The following is a 21,479-nucleotide window of genomic DNA, read 5'->3' on the forward strand; positions in this document are numbered from 1 at the left end:
AACAGCTCCACACTGATTCCGCTTGGATAGCTGATCTTGGCCACCGCTGACTGAGAAGCGGACTCAGCCAGTTCGATTCTGGTAAAACCGGTGGAAGCATCCTGGGAATCGGGCTTGGTTTCAAACTTTTTGCACCAAGCATAAAAACTCACTTTTGAAATCCCTTCTCGATCTGCAAAAGCTGCTTTACTCAATCCGGATCGCTGCCACCTGTAAAACAGCTCATAGTAGGTTTCGATACTCGTCTTTTTCATCCCGCAACTTTAGCTCAGAATTCAAAGCGCATCAAGATGCAGTTCGTCGGAGGGATACGTTTAGTTCACAATTAATTAGTTGTCACAAATGGTAAGGGCAGGGAAATCGCTTTTAGATTTTGAGGAGTTTAGCGCGGTAATCATCATTCAGGGCGGCGAGTAGGCTTTTTGACGGCTTACTTTTTTTTGATGATTTTTCCTTTTCAAGTAGCGAAAGTGCCATTTTGGAGATGAAATTGAAGTTTAGTGCTGAGTTATCCGCCTTTTTCAGGGATGCATCTTCTTTAAAAATGACGTCCAGACTCCAGTGCAGGTTGTTTTCTACCGCTCAGTGACTTCTTATCGCTTGGCCGATTAATTTGGGATCCGGAGCTAAGGAGGTGATGTAGTGTCGCGTTTCGCTGGTTTTTTACCGGTCTGCTTGATGGTTCTTTCCGAGGTTAGTCTGACAACGGTTTTCAGTCCCGACCACTGGTGTCGATCATCTAAAAAATCCAACTGATCAACTACTTCGCATTTTCGTTGCTCAAACCTGCCATGGCCGGCATCCCAGTCAGTGAACTCGCCCTTGATCGGAGCTATGGAAAAGTTTTTCGATTTTGCCTTTATGCTCCTTTTGGTTGTCTTTCACCTTCAGTACATAATCGGCTTTTTTATCTTGAATAGCCTGAGCAATGCTTTTCTGAAAACCTATGGCATCCAGGGTGACAATGCAGCCTTGTAGTATCAGTAGATATAACAACTGCGGAAATGCAGTGATCTCGTTACTTTTGGAGTCCACCGCCACCTGCCCCAGACAAAGACTATTGGAAGAGGCAAAAGCAGAAACCACATGCAAAGCCGACTTGCCGCAGGTCTTGTCATCGGAACCGCAAAGTGTTTTTCCGTCAATGGCGATGACTTCGCCAGCGGTCATCTTTGCCAGAGAATCAACCCAAGAAACAAAACATTTACTGAATTGAGCCGAATCAAGGGATGCAAACACTTTTCCAAGCACATCATGGGATGGAATGCCGTTTTCAAAAGGAAAAAACTTCTTAAGCCATTCCAGCTTTGCTTTCCTAAACAAACTGATAAAGGTCCAAGTTTCCGCATCGCTGATGAAAGCGGCAATGGATAGAAAAAGGATCTCCTCTAGAGGATACAGATGATTTCCTTGAAAGTGCGTCTGGGATCTTCCAATTCAGCAAAAAATGAAGCGAAAACCGGGGAATTTTTGAGAGGATTTTCAGGAAAGGCCATTTTTTTGACCGTTATCTAAAATTTTCCAAGTTAAAAAATCTTTAAAAGCGATTTCCCTGATGATAAGGAATGATTTTTTTATTTGAATGGCTAAAATATCATATTAATTAGTCAAAATAATTGATAATTGAAAAAGGTATTGTCTTTAGTTTTATTCTTAATTCCACCATTAACTTCACTTTCTATGAAACTAAATTTTACCAGGTTTTCTAAAAAGTTTATTGAAAAACCGACTCGACTCACACTGTATAAATTGCTCTCTTGTATCATTTTACAAGTATTTTTGATTCAAAATGTAGTATATGCGGCCTATGCTAATGGAAATACGAGTTCTAATTCCCTAGGAGGCAACCACCTTGTTCTTGGATTGATTTTGTATGAAAATACATCGGCTGCCCTTCCCTTTGAGGTTCAGGTTACCGGAAAAGTTGTAGATGAAAAAGGAGAATCCCTTCCGGGAACCTCTGTTACCATAAAAGGCACTACACAAGGAACCGTTACAGACTTGGATGGGACATATTCAATTTTGACTCCTGAAGGAGCGACTTTGGTTTTTTCTTACATAGGATTTGAAACCATTGAGGTTCCGGTCAATAACAGGTCCCAAATCGACATTACCTTGAAAGCGGATGTTTCTTCCTTGGATGAGGTAGTTGTTGTTGGGTATGGTACCCAAAAGAAGATCAATTTGACAGGAGCCGTATCTACTGCAAAGGGTGAGGACCTAGCCAATCGGCCGGTTACCAATATGCAGCAGGCTTTACAAGGATTAGTCAGTAACTTAGTTATTACCCCTAATTTAGCTGGAGGGGAGCCAGGAGCCGATATGGCGATGAGCATCCGTGGATTGGCTTCTTTCGAAGGTAGTACAGCGCCATTTGTATTGGTTGATGGGGTTCCAATGAACCTCAATGATATCGATCCAAACGATGTCGAGTCGGTTTCTGTGTTGAAGGATGTTGCTGCCACATCCATTTATGGAGCGAGGGCGGCATATGGTGTTATCCTGATTACCACTAAAAGAGGAAGCACGGGGTCAAGAATATCTTTTTCCAGTAATGTTGGCTTTAGTGAACCCACCATCTGGCCTAGACTTCAGGGTGGCATGGACTGGGCGCATGCTTTGAACGATGCAAACACGAACTTTGGAGGTACTCCGCCTTACCCTACTGAGGCCTTACAGCGCCTCGAAAGAAACTTAGCAAATCCAGGTAGTGCACCGGGCATGCTTCCTTTGGCTGGTGCGGATGATTGGAATATTTTGAACACAGGAACTTTTGGTGTTGCCAATGATGGAATCTCCGATTTGCTCATGAGGGATAGATCTATGAGGCAAAAGTATAACCTTGCTTTATCAGGAGGAAATGAAAGTATAAATTACTACTTATCAACTGGTTATTATACTGAAGACGGCCTGCTCCGGTTTGGGGATGAATCATTTAACAGGTTCAATGTCGATGCTAAGATTGCTGCAAAGTTGACAAAATGGATGAATGTGGAGTTTATTACCAAGTATAAGTCCGAAAACGAGAATTTTCCATGGAATCCGGACTATGGAAGGGCTTGGTATATGAATTGGCTCAGTAAGATTAAGTTTGGAACGCCTGCCAAATATCCTGATTCAGATATATGGACTTTGCAAACCCGGGTAGAAGAATGGAAGAACATGAGGCAAGAAATCCGGAATAACCAGATTGTCTTATCGCCAAAAATCGATATCGAGCCGATAAAGGGCTGGGTTACGACTGCCCAATTCAACTTTACCTCCGAACAAATTGAAGATACCCGCTTTGCCAAGCAATTTCCTTGGGTGCGACCTAGTGGTGAAATTGCCTTAGAGCCCCAAAGCAGGCAAGCCACCCAGTATCTAAATGATTTGATCAGAAATAATTATTTTTCTCCAAACATCTACTCCTCCTACGCAAAGGAAATCGGAAAGCATGATTTTCGGTTGATGGTAGGTTATCAGCATGAGGTATGGAATTACAGTAACTTATATGCCCGTAGTTTTTTTATGTTGAGTGATGCAGTCCCCTCCGTCAGTACTTCAGTGGGCGATCAATTCGTTAGGGATGCCAAGGGACATTGGAGCACGCAAAGTCTTTTCTCAAGGTTAAACTACATCTTCAACAAAAAATACCTACTAGAGGTCAATGTAAGGCAGGATGGCTCCTCAAGATTTGAACCGAGCCGCAGAACAGGTGTATTCCCATCTGCATCTGCCGGCTGGATTATTTCCCAAGAGGAATTTTTATCCTCATCTCGGTTTATTGATTTGTTAAAGGTTAGAGGATCATATGGGAAATTGGGAAACCAAGACGTGGCTAACTACTTGTACGTACCTACCTTACCTATTCGTCAGACAAATCAATGGTTATTTGGAAATGAACGTGCCTGGGCAGTGGGAGCCCCCAATTTAAATAGTGTAAATCTAAGCTGGGAGACTATTTTAACCAAAAATCTAGGCATTGATATGGCAATGTTTGGCAATCGATTGGATTTAACCTTTGAAGTGTATGAAACCAATACAGAGGACTTAGTTTCTCCCGGATCCCCACTTCCGGCTGTCTTGGGTAGCCCCGTGCCAAAGAGAAATGAAGGTGAAATTAGGACTAGAGGATGGGAGTTGGAGCTAGGATTCAAGGGTACCATCGGTTCAAATTTCAAATATCAGATCAGAGGTCAGGTGGCAGATTACAAAAGTGTGGTTATTAATTACACCAATCAAACAGGATTACTTTCTACCTTTTACAAAGGACAGGTTTTGGGCGAAATATGGGGATATAGATACGATGGTCATTATCAAAACCAGCAAGAAATCAATGAAGGTGTAAACCAGAGCTTTATCTTTCCCGGGAGATGGAGACCAGGTGACTTTAGGTATAAGGATCTAAATGAGGATGGGAGAATAAATATCGGGGACAATACGGTTAATAACCCTGGAGATCTTACCATTCTTGGAAACACCACCCCACGATTCACCTATGGATTAAACTTGGGAGGCAGTTGGAAGAATTTTGATTTATCCATATTTTTCCAGGGTGTTGCGAGGAGAGATTGGTCATTTGGGCAGAGTGCCGTTTTCAGAGGACCCGCAGCAGGGCCTATGCATAATAATGTGTTAGAGGGACACATGGATTATTGGAGAGACGAATCAAGTGCTTTAGGCCCCAATTACAATGCCTATTTTCCAAAACCCTATGCGCAGTTCTTTGGAGAAAACCAGAAGAACTATGGCATGCCTACCGATCATTTACTACAAAATGCTGCATACCTAAGGCTTAAAAATCTGCAAATTGGGTATTCAATCCCCAAGCATATTGCAAAAAAGGCATTGTTGACCAATGCGAGGGCTTATTTTTCGGCTGAAAACTTATTGACATTCACCAATCTTATGTTCTTCGATCCAGAAGCGTTAGCCGGAAGATGGTACGGTTCGGGAGATGCGTATCCATTGAGTAAAACCTTCTCAGCAGGAATTAACCTTAACTTCTAACGATTAATATCATGATATCGAGCATGAATCTGGTCGTTGGTAGCAATGACGATCATCCGTGCGAGGTTACATCTGAAAACATAAAAATTTAAAAACTATGAAAAGGATATATTATTTAGTCTTATTTCTATTGGGAATAACGCTTAACTCCTGCGATGATGATTTTCTGAACAGGGTTCCGCTGGATCAGATTTCCGATCCGGAGTTTTGGAATTCCACGGGCGACATGGAACTCTATCTCAACACGTTCTATGATACCTTTGACGGTTGGCCTCCTTCGGGAGGTGGGAACGCCCCCACAAAGGATAGAGGAACAGACATTGCTTTGCCGGCAATAAATGTGTTCGGAGCTAGTTGGACACCGAGACTTGATGGGGCGATAAATATTCCCGCTTCAGGAGGAGGATGGAATTGGGTCAATATCCGTAACATCAACTATTTTCTGGCTAATGTCGATCGGGTCAAGGTCCGAAACAATATGACAGATCATTATATTGGAGAAGGCCATTTTTTCCGTGCTTGGTTTTATTATGAAATGATGAAAAATTTTGGGGATCTGCCAATTATCGATAAGCCTGTGACAGAGGCAGATGTGGATATTTTGAATGCTCCTAGAAATAAAAGAACGGAGGTCTTTAATTTCATTCTCAATGATCTGGAGATAGCCATCTCGAAGATGCGCCCCAGTAATCAGCTGGCCACTCCCGGAACAAGGTTGAGCAAAGACATTGCACTAATGTTTAAGGCAAGAGCTTGTCTATATGAAGGTACATGGGAGAAATACCACCAAGGGACGCCTTTTGCGGGTCAAACAGATGGAAAAGCATATCTTCAGCAGGCAGCAGATGCTGCCCTTCAAATAGTTGATGGAGGAAATTATTCACTTGTAGTAGGAAATCCCAATCGAGTTTATGCGGATCTTTTTAATAGGACCAATTATGCAGGTGTTAGTGAGGTGATTTTTTATAAGCATTATGATCGGGAGGCTCATGGAAATACATTCGGAAATCAATTGTGGAACTGGCCCAACGCTTACGGTTATACCTACGAGGCAACCAAGTTTTTCCTTTGCAAAGATGGGCTACCCATTGCGGTTAGTCCGCTTTTTGTGGGTGATGCTACCCTGGATATCCTCGAGAAAAACAGAGATCCGCGACTAGCTCAGTCAGTAATGGTTCCAACCGATATCCGAAGAATCCAAGGCACAGATACAACCTACTTTATACTTCCTGATGTTCTGAATTCGGGTACAGGAATAGAGTCTAGGAAATTTAGACATATCGTGGTGGATCCTGCAGTCGGCATCCAAAATCATAACGTGGATTATATCTTTATGCGATTACCTGAGGCTATGCTGATTTATGCAGAGGCAAAAGCAGAGTTAGGGACTCTAACACAGGCTGATGTGGATAAAACCATCAATAAAATCCGAGACCGGGTAGGCATGCCCCACCTTAAGTTAAGTAGCATCACCCCCGATCCAAACTGGCCAAACTACGGGTATGCGATACCTGATTATCTCCATGAGATCAGAAGGGAAAGGACAGTGGAACTATTTGCTGAAGGATTCAGATTTGACGATTTGATGCGTTGGAGAGCTCACGCCTATTGGGTCGGAAAAAGGTTTGTCGGTACCTTTGCAACACCAGCGTTAATTGCCATTGCTCCGGCAGTTCCAAGGAATCAAGCCGGGTTTTTTGATCCCTATCAAAATGCATTAAGTGGTCCAGGGAGCACTTTCGGATTCAATCCTGGCAGAGACTACCTATTGCCAATTCCGACAAATGAGTTAACATTAAATCAAAACCTAACTCAAAATCCAGGTTGGTAAAAAAGATGCCTTTTTTCAGTCTTGAGAAAAGGTGATCAATGAACAGAGTCTGTCTAATAAGGATCGAATGTCACATTGAGTCTTAAATATCCTGCGAACATACAAAATGGAAATGACAGGGTTTTTGAAGCTCAAAGCCATAAAATTCTTGATTTACGATTGAAGTTTAGCTGTTTGGACAAAACATTGATCGTAAGGGCGCGGTGGGAGGATTTGCCAGCGAGCCAGCGTTCGGCCTCGTGCGGTGGTAGCTTTGGCAAATCTTGTCCCGATAGTTATCGGGATTTTGGTTCTTTTGGATCAAGCCAAAAGCACGAAGAAAAAAGGATTGCCTAAACTATTATTATATCAGCAAATAATAAGTTAACATCTGGAAATCGACCCGTCCCTTTCAGAATAAAATATGGAAATTTCAATATTTTCAAAATACTATACACGTTGTCATCGGTAGGCCACAGGCAGTCATTGGGGGCTTTATGGCCGCCGAAAATCTGAGGTACCTTTCTGAAAAAGAAGGGATTCATGTTTGCCAAGGTACCATTTGGAGTCAGTATGCTGTAGATAATGGAGCCGGTGACGGATCAATTGTTTACCGCAATTACCCATCCAAAGAGCATTTTAACAAACCCGCACAGAGTGCAAAAGATCTCATAGACTGTGTCAATTTGGACGGATGGATGATAGACTTTCTGAACGCGAGGTATCCAGGTGCAAGACGAATCGACGGGGTCAATTGTGGAAGCAGGATGGGCGTTGGCCCTATCGAGACGGTGATTAGATTGGGGACAGAACTGGGTGTTAGTCAAATGCTTGCCACAACTTCCACCCATTTCGACAAGGGATTCGAGCTGAATGGCTTCGCAGGGTGACCACAATTTAGGAGCTTAGCCTTTTAGAGACGCGCCAGCTGTTCCCTTTTTATCAAGGTCGTAATGGCATGGAAGGAATGGAAATTTGGCATACTCAAATCCGTAGAAGGTGGCCAAATGCCAAGCCAATTACGCATGGCGAGTTTGGTATGCTTTGGCGCGAGCATTATAAAAAGAGATGAACTTGATTACCGCTTCGTACATAGGGGGTCCGGCATATGCGGGTCAGAACCGGAACTGGAGATCCGCTGGTTTATGAACAAGGATTTCCGATTGGCCACTCTCCGAGACTGGATTGCCCAAAATCCCAAAAAAGTGATCGATTTTACCCGATATGACTTGGAAGCACAAGAATCTGTGGACCCGGAGCCGGGAAAACCGATCCGTAATTGGAGCCTGATGAATCGCCTGAACCAAAAGGGAATTAGACCACAAGATGTACCAATAAAAATAGGTAAACTATCTCCTAACGAGTAGGAAATGATAAAAAGAAGGTATCCAGTATTGGTTGATGAAAGCCACCACCTAAAATAAATTAAATATTTAATTTAGAAGTGTTTTACAACTTGTCAACGGATCGTATTGATTCCTGATTTTTATTAAACTAGAAGGTGGTAATTCCTTTAAACCTGATTTGAAAATGAAAAGTCAAAAAGACAAAAACCGATTTTATAAACTGACTCCATTCATCTTGTTTATTGCTTTAGGCGTATTTTCCTTCAGCCAATCAGACCAAAAAATAGAAAAACCTAATATCGTTTTCATCTTTATTGATGATATGGGGTGGAAAGATGTTGGATTTATGGGGGCAGAATATTACGAAACACCTAATATTGATAAGTTGGCAAAAAATGGGATGATCTTTACCCAAGCTTATGCCAATGCACCTAACTGTGCTCCTACCCGTGCCTGCTTGCTTAGCGGACAATATTCCCCAAGGCATGGGGTATTTACGGTTGCCAGATCAGACAGGGGAGATCCTAAAGACAGGCGTTTAATTCCCATACAGAACTCCACCACAGTGGGACTTGAACATATTTTTATTTCAGAAGCTCTAAAATTGGCAGGTTACCGGAGTGCTGCGATTGGCAAATGGAATGTTGGAAATTCACCAAGGGCACAAGGTTTCGACTTGGATTTTCCGGGGATTGGATTTCAAGGGCATTTTAATTCCCAAGGGGAATACCTTGCAGATCATTTAACAGATAGGGCTGTTGACTTTATCAAAGAAAATAATCCAAAGAAAACCGGCAGCCCATTTTTCCTTTACCTATCGCATTATGCAGTTCATACTCCCATAGAGGCCAAAGAAATCTTAATTGCCAATTATGAGAAAAAGCAAGGTGTTGGGTGTCATAATGATCCAACCTACGCTGCAATGATCGAAAGTGTTGACCAGAGTGTGGCAAAAGTGAACAGGATTCTCGAAGAATTGGGATTAAGTGAAAATACCCTGGTAATCTTTTTTTCAGATAACGGTGGCCATGGGACATATACTTGTCAAAAACCATTGCGTGGCGGAAAAGGGATGCTTTATGAAGGGGGAATTCGGGTACCCTTGTTTGCCTATTGGCCTGGTAAAATAAGGTCTGGGACAACTTGCGAAGAACCGGTGATCAGTACAGATTTTTATCCAACTTTTCTTCAACTGGCTGGTGCAAAACATCCGGAAAATTATAAACTGGATGGTACAAGTTTAGTGCCTTTATTAAATGGAGAGGAATCAATAAACAGGGAGTCTCTTTTTTGGCATTTTCCGGCATATCTGAATTCCTATGATGGGATGAGGGACGAGGCACGGGATACATTATTTAGAACTAGGCCTGTAAGCGTAATACGAAAAGGGGATTGGAAGTTGCTGCAGTTTCACGAAGAGTGGGTACTCGATAAAGGACGTGAGAATATCCTTAAGAACAATGCAGTAGAAATTTATAATCTGGCAGAAGATATTGGTGAAACAAACAACCTTGCGGCAATTCAAATAGATAAACGAGATGAATTACTCGACGAGCTTATCAAGTGGCAACAGGAAACTGATGCACCCATTTCCACTGAAATAAATTCAAAATATCAAAGAAATGACTAACTAAAAACAGTGTAATTATAAACATGTGAAATGCCTATGACGAGTGGTCGACACAAAGAGGTATGATTATCTAGGGCATTCCATGTGACCTTTAAAAATCAAATTATAAACAGATGAAGACTTGTTTTTTTCTAACACTAATGTTGTGCATCTCGGTAATTGAGGTAAAAGCACAGTTAACCTTTGAAAAGTACGAATACGCTAATCGAAGGGAAAAACTCATGGATATGATTCCCGATGGAATTGTAATAATCAGAGGGGCATCTGAACCCCTTGGAGATTTACCTTTTACGCAGTATAACAATATGATGTATTTTGCCGGGGTAGAAATTCCCGATGCTATTCTTATTGTGGATGGAGAAAAAAGGGTAAGCACGTTGTTTTTCACTATTGATGAGGGCCATGCCGACGGCGAAAATATTTCATTGGACCTTGTCAGAAACCCCGTAAAAATCACGGGAATTGAGCACTATCTTCCTTACGAAGATTTTTCTGAAACGTTAAAAAATAGACTGACGAAAGGCACGGTAATTTATACGCCGTTCAGTCCGGAGGAGTATATAGGCGAAAATTCCATGGAAAAATTCAACAAATTCAAACGCACCGTAACCGACAACGAATGGGATGGAAGACTCACCCCTGAAATGCAATTCGTAACGGTCTTAAGCCAGCGATTCCCTGACAATCAGGTTTTGAATTGTACCCCCTTTATATGGGAATTGCGAAAGATTAAGTCAAAAGCTGAAATTGATGTGATTCGACAGGCTGCCAGACTTTCTGTTGAGGCACATAAAGCGGTAATGAAAAATACCAAACCGGGGGTTGAGGAAATAAAACTGGCGGCTCTTTTCCAACAAATTTGCATGGCCGGTGGGGCAAAGGGGTTGGCATACGGGACCATTATCATGTCGGATAAAAACCACGCCTATGGCCATTACATGCAATACGATCGAATACTGGAGGAAGAAGACTTTATCATTCTCGACGGTGGCGCCAATGTATCGAATTATGCTTCCGATGTTTCAACGACTTTTCCAGCAAGTGGTAAATTTTCCGAAACGCAGCGCGAGATTTATGAACTAGGCCTCTTTGTCAGGGAAATATGCCAGAGACTCTACCGACCCGGGATTTCATTGACAGAGATCGGTGCAGAAGTGAAAAAAGAGCTTGAAAAGAAAGGGCTTGACACCTCGGACGACCGATATAATTTGTGGATACGTGACGGCGGATATAACCATAGTATTGGCATGGCTGTACATGACAGGATGCTTAACTTCGACCGTGGTGAACCACTGAGGCCTGGGTTCGTCTTTGCCTGTGATATTATGGGAAAAGCTGACGAAGTTACAGGTATACGAATCGAAGATACTGTGGTAATAACCGAAGATGGTTTTGAAATTCTCTCGGAGGGTTTGCCTAGGACGATTGATGAAATTGAAGCATTTATGAAGAACAATTGACACGAAACCTTAATTTAATTTCGTAACGATGAAGAATCTTTTTGTTATCCTATTTCTGTTGACGATGGATTATGTGCTTTTGGCTCAAGGACTTGATATTTACAAAAGGCCTGTCACCCTTGAACCGGATAGGGATTTCGACGCCATACATTACAAGTTAAAACTTGATATTGATATTGATCGAAAACAGTTGACTGGAGAAAATACGGTTTCCCTGACACCACTTAGAAGCAATTTGAATACGATAACACTTGATGCAGCATCACTGGTTGTAACCGATGTGCTCGACAGTAAGGGATATCCGATTTCCTTTAGGCAAGGCGAAGACAAACTGCATATAAACCTCTCCCGCACCTATTCAAACACGGATACGGTGAAGTTTACTGTGAAGTATTATCTCGCAGAGCAAGTAGAAGGTCTAAAATTTATTGATAAAACTGAAACGAATCAATTGCAGGTTTCTTCCGATTGCTGGCCCAACAAAGCTAGACAGTGGATACCCTGCTATGACTATCCCCATGACAAAGTAACGCAGGAAATGATTGTTACGGTGGATAATGACTATAAGGTACTGTCAAATGGGAAGCTACTGAGCATTACGGAGGATCAGGAAAGGGGAAAACATACCTACCATTGGAAACAAAGCAAAGAGCACGCTACTTACCTGATAAACCTGAGCATTGCCGATTATACCGTAATCGAAGACTCCCTAGGCTCTTTACCTGTAAACTATTGGGTATATAAGCGGCATGAGCAAGATGCAAAGAGATCGTTTGCCAAGACCCCCTACATGATAGATTTTTTTAACACGCTATTTGGCTATAAGTATCCATGGGAAAAGTATGATCAGGTGGTCTCCGCACATCAAGGAGGGGGAGCTGAAGCCACATCTGCAACGCTGCTTGGAGAAGGGGCTGTAACCAATAGAATGGAAGAAATCGACTTCTCTTTTGAAGGGATCATTGCCCATGAGGTTGCCCATCAATGGTGGGGAGACCTCGTTACATGCAGAAGCTGGGAGCATAACTGGATAAATGAAAGCTTCGCCACCTATTCTGACTACCTTTATAAGAGATACGACTGGGGTGAAGATGAAGCCGCCTTTGACCTTTTGAAGAAAAAGAATGCCTACCTGCGTGAAGCACATGATAGGTATATGCGCCCCATTGTCTTTAACCGGTATGAAACCCCGGGACAAAACTTTGACAGCCATGCCTATCCCAAAGGAGCTTCAGTATTACATATGCTTCGTTTTGTTTTGGGTGATGATACCTTTTTCAGAGTCCTTAGTCAATTTCTGCATAGGTTTGAATTTCAAGCGGTAAGCACCCAGGATTTTATCCAATGTACGAAAGATGTAAGCGGCTTGAACATGGATTGGTTTTTTGAACAATTTCTATTTCATCCAGGTCATGCCGTTTTTGAAATCTCAAAAAACTGGGATGAATCTACTAAGATCCTTGCGTTGGAAATAAAACAAACTCAGGATAAGTGGAAGAATGTGCCCATTTACAGTATTCCAGTTAATATCGGATTTTATAATAAGGATGGAAAGACGGTTGAAAAAGTATGGTTGAAAAAGAATCTAGAGAAATTTGAATTCAAACTCGATGCAGCGCCCTTAATGGTTCGGTTTGATGAAGGTAATCACCTGCTTAAGGAATGGACATATCCTAAAACTGAGGAAGAGCTTTTGTTTCAGATGGATAACGATGATGTTCCCGGCAGATTATGGGCCATAGACCAACTGAAGGCCTTCCACAGTTCTCCGAAAACGATTCAGAAATGGAGGGAGCACTCAATGAACGATAGTTTCTGGGCCGTTAGGGAAGCTGCAATTCAGAACTTGTCTGAATTCCACACAAACGGTAGTAAAGATAGTTTTTTACAGGCCATCAGCGATAGCAATTCAAAAGTCAGAGCAGCATCCATAAAAGCACTGGGAAAAATGAAAGACCCTTCCATGATAGGTGAATTCAGGCGTAAATATGAAACGGATGACAGCTACCTCGTAAAGGCACAAGCACTTATAGCGATAGGTGAAAATGGCAATCAATCAGAATTGAGATTTCTTACAGATGCGGCAAAAGTCAGATCGCCCCGTAATGTATTGAAAAATGCAGCAGAGCAGGCGATTGAGCTAATTCGTAATTCGAACCGATAGTTAGGCTATTCATAATTAAACAGTTGAGTTAAAAAAAAAATCTTAACAAACCATTGATTTATATATACCAAAAGCAATGTGAAATCAAACAAATTCGGGGCAAAATCACCTTTGCTGGAATCCGGATTACTTGGCCAGGCCGAAGTATTTTTCATTTAAAACCAATTCTAGAAAGCGGTAAAATTTAGAAAAAAAATGAAAATAAAATTATTAATTAAGATTTTCCCCCGAATATTTTGCTTGTTTCTTGTGGGCTGCAATAATGAAATTCCACATGATGATTATCTAATTGAAGGTTTCAGGAATCCTGGCGTAGAAGCAAGGCCCAGGGCATACTGGAACTGGCTGAATGGCGATGTATCGCTATCCGGAATAACCCGTGACCTTGAGGAAGCCAAAGACAAAGGACTTGGCGGATTGCAGATATGGGATACAGAGGCCATGAGAAACCCTGACGGATTTGTGCCTAATGGGCCACCCTTTTTAGGAGTGGAATCGGTAAAGGCGATTCATCATGCAATAAAAGAAGCTGAGCGACTGGAACTTGAACTAGGTCTTATTTGCGCAAGTGGGTGGAACTCAGGAGGGGCTTGGGTTACACCCGAAATGGCAAGTAAAAACCTGTTTCATGCAGGCATAGTTGTTTCCGGTCCTGGTCAGATTAAAAAGTCATTACCGTTTCCTGAAGTTCCGCTTGGATGCCCTAAAGGTTCTGACGGTTTGCCGGCTTGGTATTTGGATGTGGCTGTTCTGGCCTGGCCCCACTCATCGGATAATAGAATTTCTGATTTGTCAGAAATAATGGATATTTCAGACAAGTTTAAAAATGGAGAGTTAATATGGAATGCCCCTCCCGGTAAATGGCATGTGGAGAGGTTCGTATGCAGTAACAACGGACAACAGTTAATCGCCGCTAGTCCTAATTCAAAGGGTTTTTTTATTGATTTTCTGGATCCAGAAGCCACACGGTTTCATTTTGAGTACATTTTTAAGCAATTGGGAATCGAAAAAGGTACAAAGGAAAATTCTCCACTCAAAACCCTGGATGATGACAGTATGGAATTGCATGAGGGTATTCAATGGACGAAAGACTTTCATAAATGGTTTAAAAATCAACATGGTTACAGTCCAATAAATTGGTTGCCAGTGTTTTTAGGGTGGGAAATCGTAAATGAGGATCAATCCAAGCGATTTGAATATGATTATAAAAAGTCTGTCAGTGATCTTTTGATTTACAGTCATTACACCACAGGAAGCATGGTGTGTGAAGAATATGGTGTCCAACTGGTAGCTGAGGCCGGGGGCCCTGGCCCTCCTTTTTGGGAAAGTTGTCCGGTAGATGCCCTGAAAGCATTGGGTAATGTCCACATACCAAGGGGGGAGTTCTGGTTGGGAAATCCAAGGAATCTTTTTTTAATCAAAGAAATCGCCAGTGCATCACATATTTATGGGAAAAAATATGTTGATGCAGAGTCATGGACAACCTGGCGCCGTTGGAGAGATGGCCCTTTTGAAAGGAAAATGCTGGTGGACAGGGCTTTTTCTGAAGGACTGAACAGGGTAACTTATCATGGGTTTTCGCATTCTCCTATGGAAGATCAATTTCCCGGACGAACTTACCACGCTGGAATTGACATGAATCCTCAGGTAGTCTGGTGGTCAAAGGCACGCCCGTTTATGGATTATCTTGCCCGCTGTAGTTTCATGCTTCAACAAGGCCATTATGTTGCCGATGTAGCTTATTATTACGGGGATCAGGCTCCTAACTTTTGGCCGTATTATCATAATGTTCCTGAAAAGCCAAGAATTGATGGACTAGGTCCCGGTTACGAATATGATGTCGTGAATTCAGATGTCATCCTAAACCGTATGTCTGTTAAAGATGGCAGGATTGTGCTTCCCAATAGCATGACTTATAGGGTTCTGGTTCTACCTAATAAGTCTGATATGCTATTTGAGGTTTTGCGCAAATTGGAAGTAATGGTTTCTCAAGGGGCGACCATTATTGGTCCTAAACCGACCGAAGTACCGGGTTTGGCCAAAATGGAAAGTAACACAAAAGCGATTCGTGAACTGTCAGGAAAGATGTGGGGAAAAATCAATGGCTCAACGGTTAAAGTAAATAATTACGGAAAAGGACAAATTGTGTGGGGATATACCCCTGAAGAGTGGTTAAAAAATATAGGGATTGGTCCTGATTTTTCAACACAAAATTCTCAGGCTGATTTCGAATTTGACTTCATTCACAGGGAAACAGCGCTTTCCCATATCTATTTCATCAATAATAAAACGCTGGCCCAATTGAGTACTGAGTGTACTTTTCGGGTCGAAAATGCAGCACCACAATTCTGGGATCCATCAGATGGTTCCATTTTGGACCAACATATTTTTCAATCTAAAGAAGGGGGTATCACTTTGCCGGTAGTGCTTCCACCAGGTGGCTCTACGTTTGTGGTTTTTAAAAAGGGTTTTTCAGGTAAGGGCTTGGTTGCCGTTTTGAAGGAAGTCTCAAACGACGAGGGATTGCCGGAAGAGAAGGTCTTGAAAGTAAAAAGTAATTCCTTAGAAATGGAGTGCTGGCAAAATGGAAAGTACACGATTGTAAAGAATTCAGGGAATCAAATGCAGGCTATAGTTGAAAATATTCCCACACCCTATCCAATTAACGGAGCCTGGCAGGTGGAGTTTGATCCAAAATGGGGAGGTCCCGGAAAGGTTGAATTTCCTGAACTTATTTCATGGACAGAACACAATGACCCAGGTATAAAATACTATTCAGGAAAAGGGAAATATCAAAAAACCATTATTGTAAAGGATGAATGGATGGGTGATGGAAAAAATATTTACCTGGATATTGGCGATGTAGGGGAAATAGCTGAAATTTTTATCAACGGGAATTCAGCTGGAGTTGTCTGGAAGCCACCATTTAGAGTTAATATAACTGGACAAGTAAAATTGGGGGAAAATGAACTGAAAATTGAGGTGATGAATCTCTGGGTCAACCGCTTAACAGGTGATAAAGACCTGCCGGAAACGGAGCGGTTTACAAAAACAAATATTCGATCCGATGGAGGTAGTTGGTTGGAAAATTATACAGAATGGCATGTAGAGCCTGCAGGATTATTTGGACCGATTCGCTTGCTTTTTTCCCAAACGATTGAAGTTAAGTAGTGAATAAAAATTTTAAAGAAGTTTGAAATAGAACATGTTATACAATAGAAAAAATTAAATTTTCCGATTAATTGGGGGCTATACCATCTGGAATGCCGCCATTCCGGAAGGGGTCAATACTATGAATCCCCGAATGTTGACAGTATATATAAAGCGGTCATAGCTTTCACCAACTGCTATGCCAACTATTAGGTTTACAGTCTTTCCAGGGCTAGTTTGATGATTGGAAAATTTACTGCCCGGCAAGGTATTACGGATTAAATCAGAGCCCGTGCAGGGGAGGAGTGGAGAAAGAATAGCAAACGTTTTACAAAACTCCTTCTCTAAATGCTTATCAAATAATACCCTAGAATACGGATGTGAAAAATAACCTGACCAAGGTTTCTTTAAAAAGTTTATTTGAGCTAATTATAATTTTAATCGTTGAAGTATGAGTATCATTTTAAAACTAATTCTGGGGGTTATTACGGGTATTTTTGGGTACTACTACATTACTGATGTTTTCAGAAACAGGAAAACGTTTTCAGGTAAACCATGGTCAGGTCTTTTAGGAACCGGATTCATCACCAACTTTTTCGACACCTTGGGGATTGGAAGTTTTGCACAGCAGACTGCAATTTTTAAGTTTTTTAAACTTGTCGATGACCGCCTTATCCCTGGAACAATGAATGTGGGGAATACCATTCCTGTTGTAATTCAGGCTTTTATATTTATGACTGTAGTTGAAGTGGACACACTTACCCTGGTATCCATGTCAATAGTCGCACCTTTGGGTGCGTTGCTGGGAGCCGATATTGTTTCCAAGATGTCACGAAGCAGGATTCAGATAGGATTAGGTTTTGGCCTGCTGGCTGTGGGACTGATTATGATCGCTGGTTTCTTCAATTTGATGCCAACCGGAGGTGAGGCCATAGGACTGACAGGTTGGAAGTTGGCTGTTATTTTAGTTATGAGTTTTATTTTTGGTGCCTTGCAAACCATCGGAGTCGGATTTTATGCCCCCTGCATGGCGATGGTTTATGCGCTTGGGATGCATCCACTCACGGCCTTCCCTATCATGATGACAGCAACTGCTATGCTAATGGCAGCAGGAGGAGCCAGATTTGTCAAACAAAATGCATATGACAGGAAAGTTTCATTTTCGTTAACGATTGCTGGAGTCATAGGCGTGTTTCTTGCTGCTTATGTTGTCAAATCTTTGCCCTTGTTAATTCTCCGATGGGTGGTCTTAGGTGTTGTACTTTATACGTCGGGATGGATGTTTCGCTCTGCCTCCCGAAAAGAACAAGAGTCGAAAATCATAGTAGTTTAGATGACTTAATTAAAATGGGTGATTCATGGTATCTAAAATTGGGGAATATTTAAGTGTTGCATTTTTTGGTTTTGGGATAGTCTGTTTTATTTCATGCTCGACCTTTCAAAAAAAAGGGAATGATTTGAAACTATCATATGACCATTAGATCTAAAAAATGAAAAGCAGGACAGTAAAGGGGAGTGGATCAATTTTCTTCCACTTGATAACGGCTTCAGCCCAGAAATCTGAATTTTCGGTAGTGAAAATCCTGATCAAATAAAGTCCAACATTGTGTTTATCTGTGTTGACGATTTAGTTTATAATGACCTAAGTTGAACGGAAGTCAATACTATGAAACCTCGGATTTTGACAGAATTTATAAAGGAGCTTGGTTCTACCAACGGCTATGCCTATGTCAGGTTTGCAGTCAGGCAATAGAGGAAATGGATAAAACAACATAAAGGGAACTTTTCGTAAGCCTTCTATCGCTCTTTAGCTACCAAATATCCCAAATGCAAATGGATGCCTGCATTAGCCTCCTTGACATGGGATGAGTAAATCGGATTTGAACCCAAAGGAGTTAAAATAAGATATCTTTTGGTTAAAATGTTGGAATTTTTAGCAATGCCTTTTCCCTAATTTTTACCTCGGTAAAATTAACCCACTAGATTAAACTGGTCACCAAAATTCATAAGATGCACAGATTTGATATCAAATTTCGGATTATTGGGATTTCAGTAATTCTCGCATCGTTATTTATCTTTTTCCAACTCTTAGGCTGTACCCCATCAGAAGACAAATCAATATCCTCGTTATCAGAAGAGGAATTTCGCAATCCATCTAAGGATAACAGAGCACTTGCCTTATGGACTTGGATGAATGGTTACATAGATACCACCCAAATGGTCTTTGAGCTTGAGCAAATGAAAAACAAAGGCATGCGAGGGGCATTGATCTGGGATCTGGGGGCACTAATGGATCAAGAAAAACTGATTCCTGCCGGTCCGCCAATGTTGGGAGATGAATCTTTAAAATATTTTTCACTTGCACTTTCTACAGCCAAAAAGTTGGATCTTGATTTAGGCTGGGTTGCCGCAAGTAGTTGGAATGCAGGTGGGGAATGGGTAGAAGAAAAACACGCAGCAAAAGAATTGCTAAGTTCAAGTCAGGTGGTAGAAGGTCCATCCCAACTGAAATTCCCTATTTTGGAACCTAAAAGTAAACGTAAATCCGCCTCCCGCAATACCTTGCTTACATCCGTTGCCGTTCCATTTACCGAAGCCAAGGTAATAGACTTCAGTACTGGAGAAGCCATTGTATTAGATGAATTTACCAAAGATGGTAAGTTTATAGAATGGTATGTACCTAAGGGAAAATGGGAAGTTCTTTCCTTTTTTATGAGCAATACCGGACAGGAATTGGTTGTACCCAGTCCCAATTCCAGCGGATTGATAATTGACCATTTGAGTAAAGAAGCCACTGAGAATTATTTCGATAGTATTTTAAATAGGTTGGCACCTATAACTTCTAAGGACAAGCAGTTCAAATTTTTTATGCACGACAGCTATGAGGTGTGGGAAGCGGATGATTGGAGTCCTCTTTTTTTGGCAAAATTCAAAGAGATTTACGCATATGATGCTAGACCTTATCTTCCTTTAATTCAAAATCATGTCAGTAGCGATGATCAGTTGGCAAAACGGTTTTTGCATGATTATAACAAATTGATCAGTGATTTGATGATTGAAAATCATTTTGCCCAATCAGTGGAAATTGCGGAAAAACATGGGATTGAGATGATCATTGAGGCAGGGCATGGTGGAAATGTGAGGGTCGAACCCTTGAAAGCGCTTGGAAATTCCCATATTCCCATGGGAGAATTTTGGAATAGGCAACGACACTGGGTAACCAAAGAAGCTTCTAGTGCTGCCCATATTTATGGAAAAAAAATAGTTGCCTCAGAGTCGCTTACAGGATGGAACCATTGGCAGCATGGCCCAACTGACTTTAAGCAACTGATTGACATTGCCTTTTGTGAAGGTCTGAACCAAGTTGTCTTTCACACTTTCTCCCATAATCCTAAAATTGCCGGCAAGCCGGGATTTGTGTATCACGCCGGAGAACATATCAATGTAAATGCGACTTGGTGGGAAATGGCCCGGCCTTTTATGGATTATATTGCAAGATGTTCCTACATGTTACGTAAGGGAAATTATGTTGCGGACGTACTCTTGTATTATGGAGACGAAGCACCCAATCTGGTACCTCCCAGAAGATTGGACCCAAATTACACCCCCGACATGCCGGGTAATTTTCCGACTTATTTTTATGACGAAAGCAAGTGCCCTCATTGTGGAAGACCAAAACCCATAAACCCCGGCAAGCTTTCAGGATATCAATATGATTTTATCAATGAGGATGTAATTACCACAACCCTGGAGACAAAAAATGGAAACCTGGTTTTGCCTCACGGCCAATCTTACAAAACATTGGTGCTTCCCGACAGGGAAGACATATCTCTGGAAGTATTAAAACGACTAGAAAAGCTGATTTTTAACGGAGCAGTGGTCATTGGAAAAAAACCTGAAAGAGCCACCTCATTAAAAGATTACCCGGCTAGTGACTTAGAAGTAAGCGCGATTGCTGACAAAATCTGGGGGGATTGCGACGGGGAAAAGATACTTTCCCAGAGATATGGAAGGGGAACCGTTTATTGGGGGAAATCGGTCCAGGAAGTATTGGCAGAGCTGTCCATACCGCCGGATCTTGATGTGACAGGTACGGACAATCATGACCTGCATATTGACTTTGTGCACCGAAGAACGGAAAATGAAGATGTTTTTTTCGTATCCAACAGCAGTCAAAATCAGGAAAAAATATCAGCAGTTTTCAGGGTGGATCAAGATAGCAAACCGGAGGTGTGGGATGCCGAAACAGGATTGATACAAAGGGATGTCAACTACACCAAGGTCAAAAATGGGATAAAACTTGAAATGACCCTAGATCCGCTAGCTTCACGTTTTGTCATTTTCAAAAAGTATACTGCAGGAATAAATGATGACGGGTTATATTATAATTTGCTGGAGGGGCTTCCGTTTAAACTCGAATCAGGAAATATTCGCCAACCCATAGATCTCTCAACTGATTGGAATATCAGTTTTGATCCTGATTGGGGAGGGCCGAAATCCCTGATATTGGACAAGCTTGTCAGTTGGTCCGATTTGGAGGATAAAAGTGCCAGCTATTATTCCGGCGTTGGGGAATATACCAGGGAATTTTCTCTTGATGAGACTTTACTAACTTCGGATATAGAGGCCATCGTTTCCTTTGAAGATGTACAGGAGATGGCGCAAGTTTTTGTCAACGGCAATGATTGTGGAATTGTATGGGTTCCACCTTATGCAGCCCGAATCACCCCACACTTGAAGACGGGGACAAATAGCATTACGGTAAAAGTCATCAATACATGGAATAACCGGATTGTCGGAGATCTGAGGAGTCCGGATAAAATTCCATTTACGAGGACAAATGCCAAAATTAAATTTACTGAAAACAGCCCCTTATTGGCATCGGGCTTAATAGGAAAAGTGGAAATTGTATTTGTAACTAAATGAC

12 protein-coding genes are annotated in these 21,479 nt (G+C 41.7%); 10 read left to right on the top strand and 2 right to left on the bottom strand.

The genetic code is table 11. The features are described 5' to 3' along the window. The coding region (gene tnpA, locus C4S61_RS19295) for an IS66 family insertion sequence element accessory protein TnpA (protein WP_103926429.1) at positions 1 to 254 on the bottom strand (254 nt) is incomplete at its 3' end. Positions 255 to 807: 553 nt separating this feature from the next. After that, complete coding sequence (locus C4S61_RS19300) at positions 808 to 1,437, bottom strand: ISAs1 family transposase (RefSeq protein WP_146064445.1); 630 nt, start codon at positions 1,435 to 1,437, stop codon at positions 808 to 810. Between the two features lie 243 nt (positions 1,438 to 1,680). Between C4S61_RS19300 and C4S61_RS19305 the strand changes: the two genes are divergently transcribed. From C4S61_RS19305 to C4S61_RS19350, 10 genes are all read left to right on the top strand, one after another. Next, positions 1,681 to 4,992, top strand: a complete 3,312-nt coding sequence (locus C4S61_RS19305) for a SusC/RagA family TonB-linked outer membrane protein (protein WP_103926431.1) — start codon at positions 1,681 to 1,683, stop codon at positions 4,990 to 4,992. 97 nt (positions 4,993 to 5,089) lie between these two features. After that, a complete protein-coding gene (locus C4S61_RS19310; RefSeq protein WP_103926432.1) occupies positions 5,090 to 6,823 on the top strand; it encodes a RagB/SusD family nutrient uptake outer membrane protein in 1,734 nt (577 codons plus the stop codon). Between the two features lie 443 nt (positions 6,824 to 7,266). After that, entirely contained in the window at positions 7,267 to 7,692 is a 426-nt protein-coding gene (locus tag C4S61_RS19315; RefSeq protein WP_262495036.1) for a DUF3863 domain-containing protein, read from the top strand. A gap of 63 nt (positions 7,693 to 7,755) precedes the next feature. Beyond that, positions 7,756 to 8,169, top strand: a complete 414-nt coding sequence (locus tag C4S61_RS22525) for a DUF3864 domain-containing protein (protein WP_103926434.1) — start codon at positions 7,756 to 7,758, stop codon at positions 8,167 to 8,169. A 163-nt stretch (positions 8,170 to 8,332) separates the two neighbouring features. Beyond that, positions 8,333 to 9,778, top strand: coding sequence for a sulfatase (locus C4S61_RS19325; RefSeq protein WP_103926435.1), 1,446 nt, complete (start codon positions 8,333 to 8,335; stop codon positions 9,776 to 9,778). Positions 9,779 to 9,891: 113 nt separating this feature from the next. Beyond that, positions 9,892 to 11,238 carry a M24 family metallopeptidase gene (locus C4S61_RS19330; protein ID WP_103926436.1) on the top strand — a complete coding sequence of 449 codons (1,347 nt, stop codon included), beginning with the start codon at positions 9,892 to 9,894 and terminating at the stop codon, positions 11,236 to 11,238. A gap of 28 nt (positions 11,239 to 11,266) precedes the next feature. Beyond that, positions 11,267 to 13,402 (top strand): M1 family metallopeptidase, encoded by a 2,136-nt coding sequence (locus C4S61_RS19335; RefSeq protein WP_235010117.1) that lies wholly within the window; start codon positions 11,267 to 11,269, stop codon positions 13,400 to 13,402. A 195-nt stretch (positions 13,403 to 13,597) separates the two neighbouring features. Continuing rightward, on the top strand, positions 13,598 to 16,573 hold the full coding sequence (locus tag C4S61_RS19340; protein ID WP_103926437.1) for a glycosyl hydrolase: 2,976 nt from the start codon (positions 13,598 to 13,600) through the stop codon (positions 16,571 to 16,573). 430 nt (positions 16,574 to 17,003) lie between these two features. Then, a complete protein-coding gene (locus tag C4S61_RS19345; RefSeq protein ID WP_103926438.1) occupies positions 17,004 to 17,885 on the top strand; it encodes a sulfite exporter TauE/SafE family protein in 882 nt (293 codons plus the stop codon). Positions 17,886 to 18,562: 677 nt separating this feature from the next. Then, positions 18,563 to 21,478, top strand: coding sequence for a glycosyl hydrolase (locus C4S61_RS19350; RefSeq protein ID WP_103926439.1), 2,916 nt, complete (start codon positions 18,563 to 18,565; stop codon positions 21,476 to 21,478). The last annotated feature ends 1 nt before the right edge of the window (position 21,479 follow it).

Source organism: Algoriphagus boritolerans DSM 17298 = JCM 18970, assembly GCF_900108085.1.
Classification (GTDB): Bacteria; Bacteroidota; Bacteroidia; order Cytophagales; family Cyclobacteriaceae; genus Algoriphagus; species Algoriphagus boritolerans.

Coding starts and splice junctions, on each gene's coding strand:
- C4S61_RS19305 (WP_103926431.1), top strand. CDS start 1,681: ATGAAACTAAATTTTACCAGGTTTTCTAAAAAGTTTATTGAAAAACCG.
- C4S61_RS22525 (WP_103926434.1), top strand. CDS start 7,756: ATGGCATGGAAGGAATGGAAATTTGGCATACTCAAATCCGTAGAAGGT.
- C4S61_RS19335 (WP_235010117.1), top strand. CDS start 11,267: ATGAAGAATCTTTTTGTTATCCTATTTCTGTTGACGATGGATTATGTG.
- C4S61_RS19345 (WP_103926438.1), top strand. CDS start 17,004: ATGAGTATCATTTTAAAACTAATTCTGGGGGTTATTACGGGTATTTTT.
- C4S61_RS19330 (WP_103926436.1), top strand. CDS start 9,892: ATGAAGACTTGTTTTTTTCTAACACTAATGTTGTGCATCTCGGTAATT.
- C4S61_RS19310 (WP_103926432.1), top strand. CDS start 5,090: ATGAAAAGGATATATTATTTAGTCTTATTTCTATTGGGAATAACGCTT.
- C4S61_RS19340 (WP_103926437.1), top strand. CDS start 13,598: ATGAAAATAAAATTATTAATTAAGATTTTCCCCCGAATATTTTGCTTG.
- C4S61_RS19325 (WP_103926435.1), top strand. CDS start 8,333: ATGAAAAGTCAAAAAGACAAAAACCGATTTTATAAACTGACTCCATTC.
- C4S61_RS19350 (WP_103926439.1), top strand. CDS start 18,563: ATGCACAGATTTGATATCAAATTTCGGATTATTGGGATTTCAGTAATT.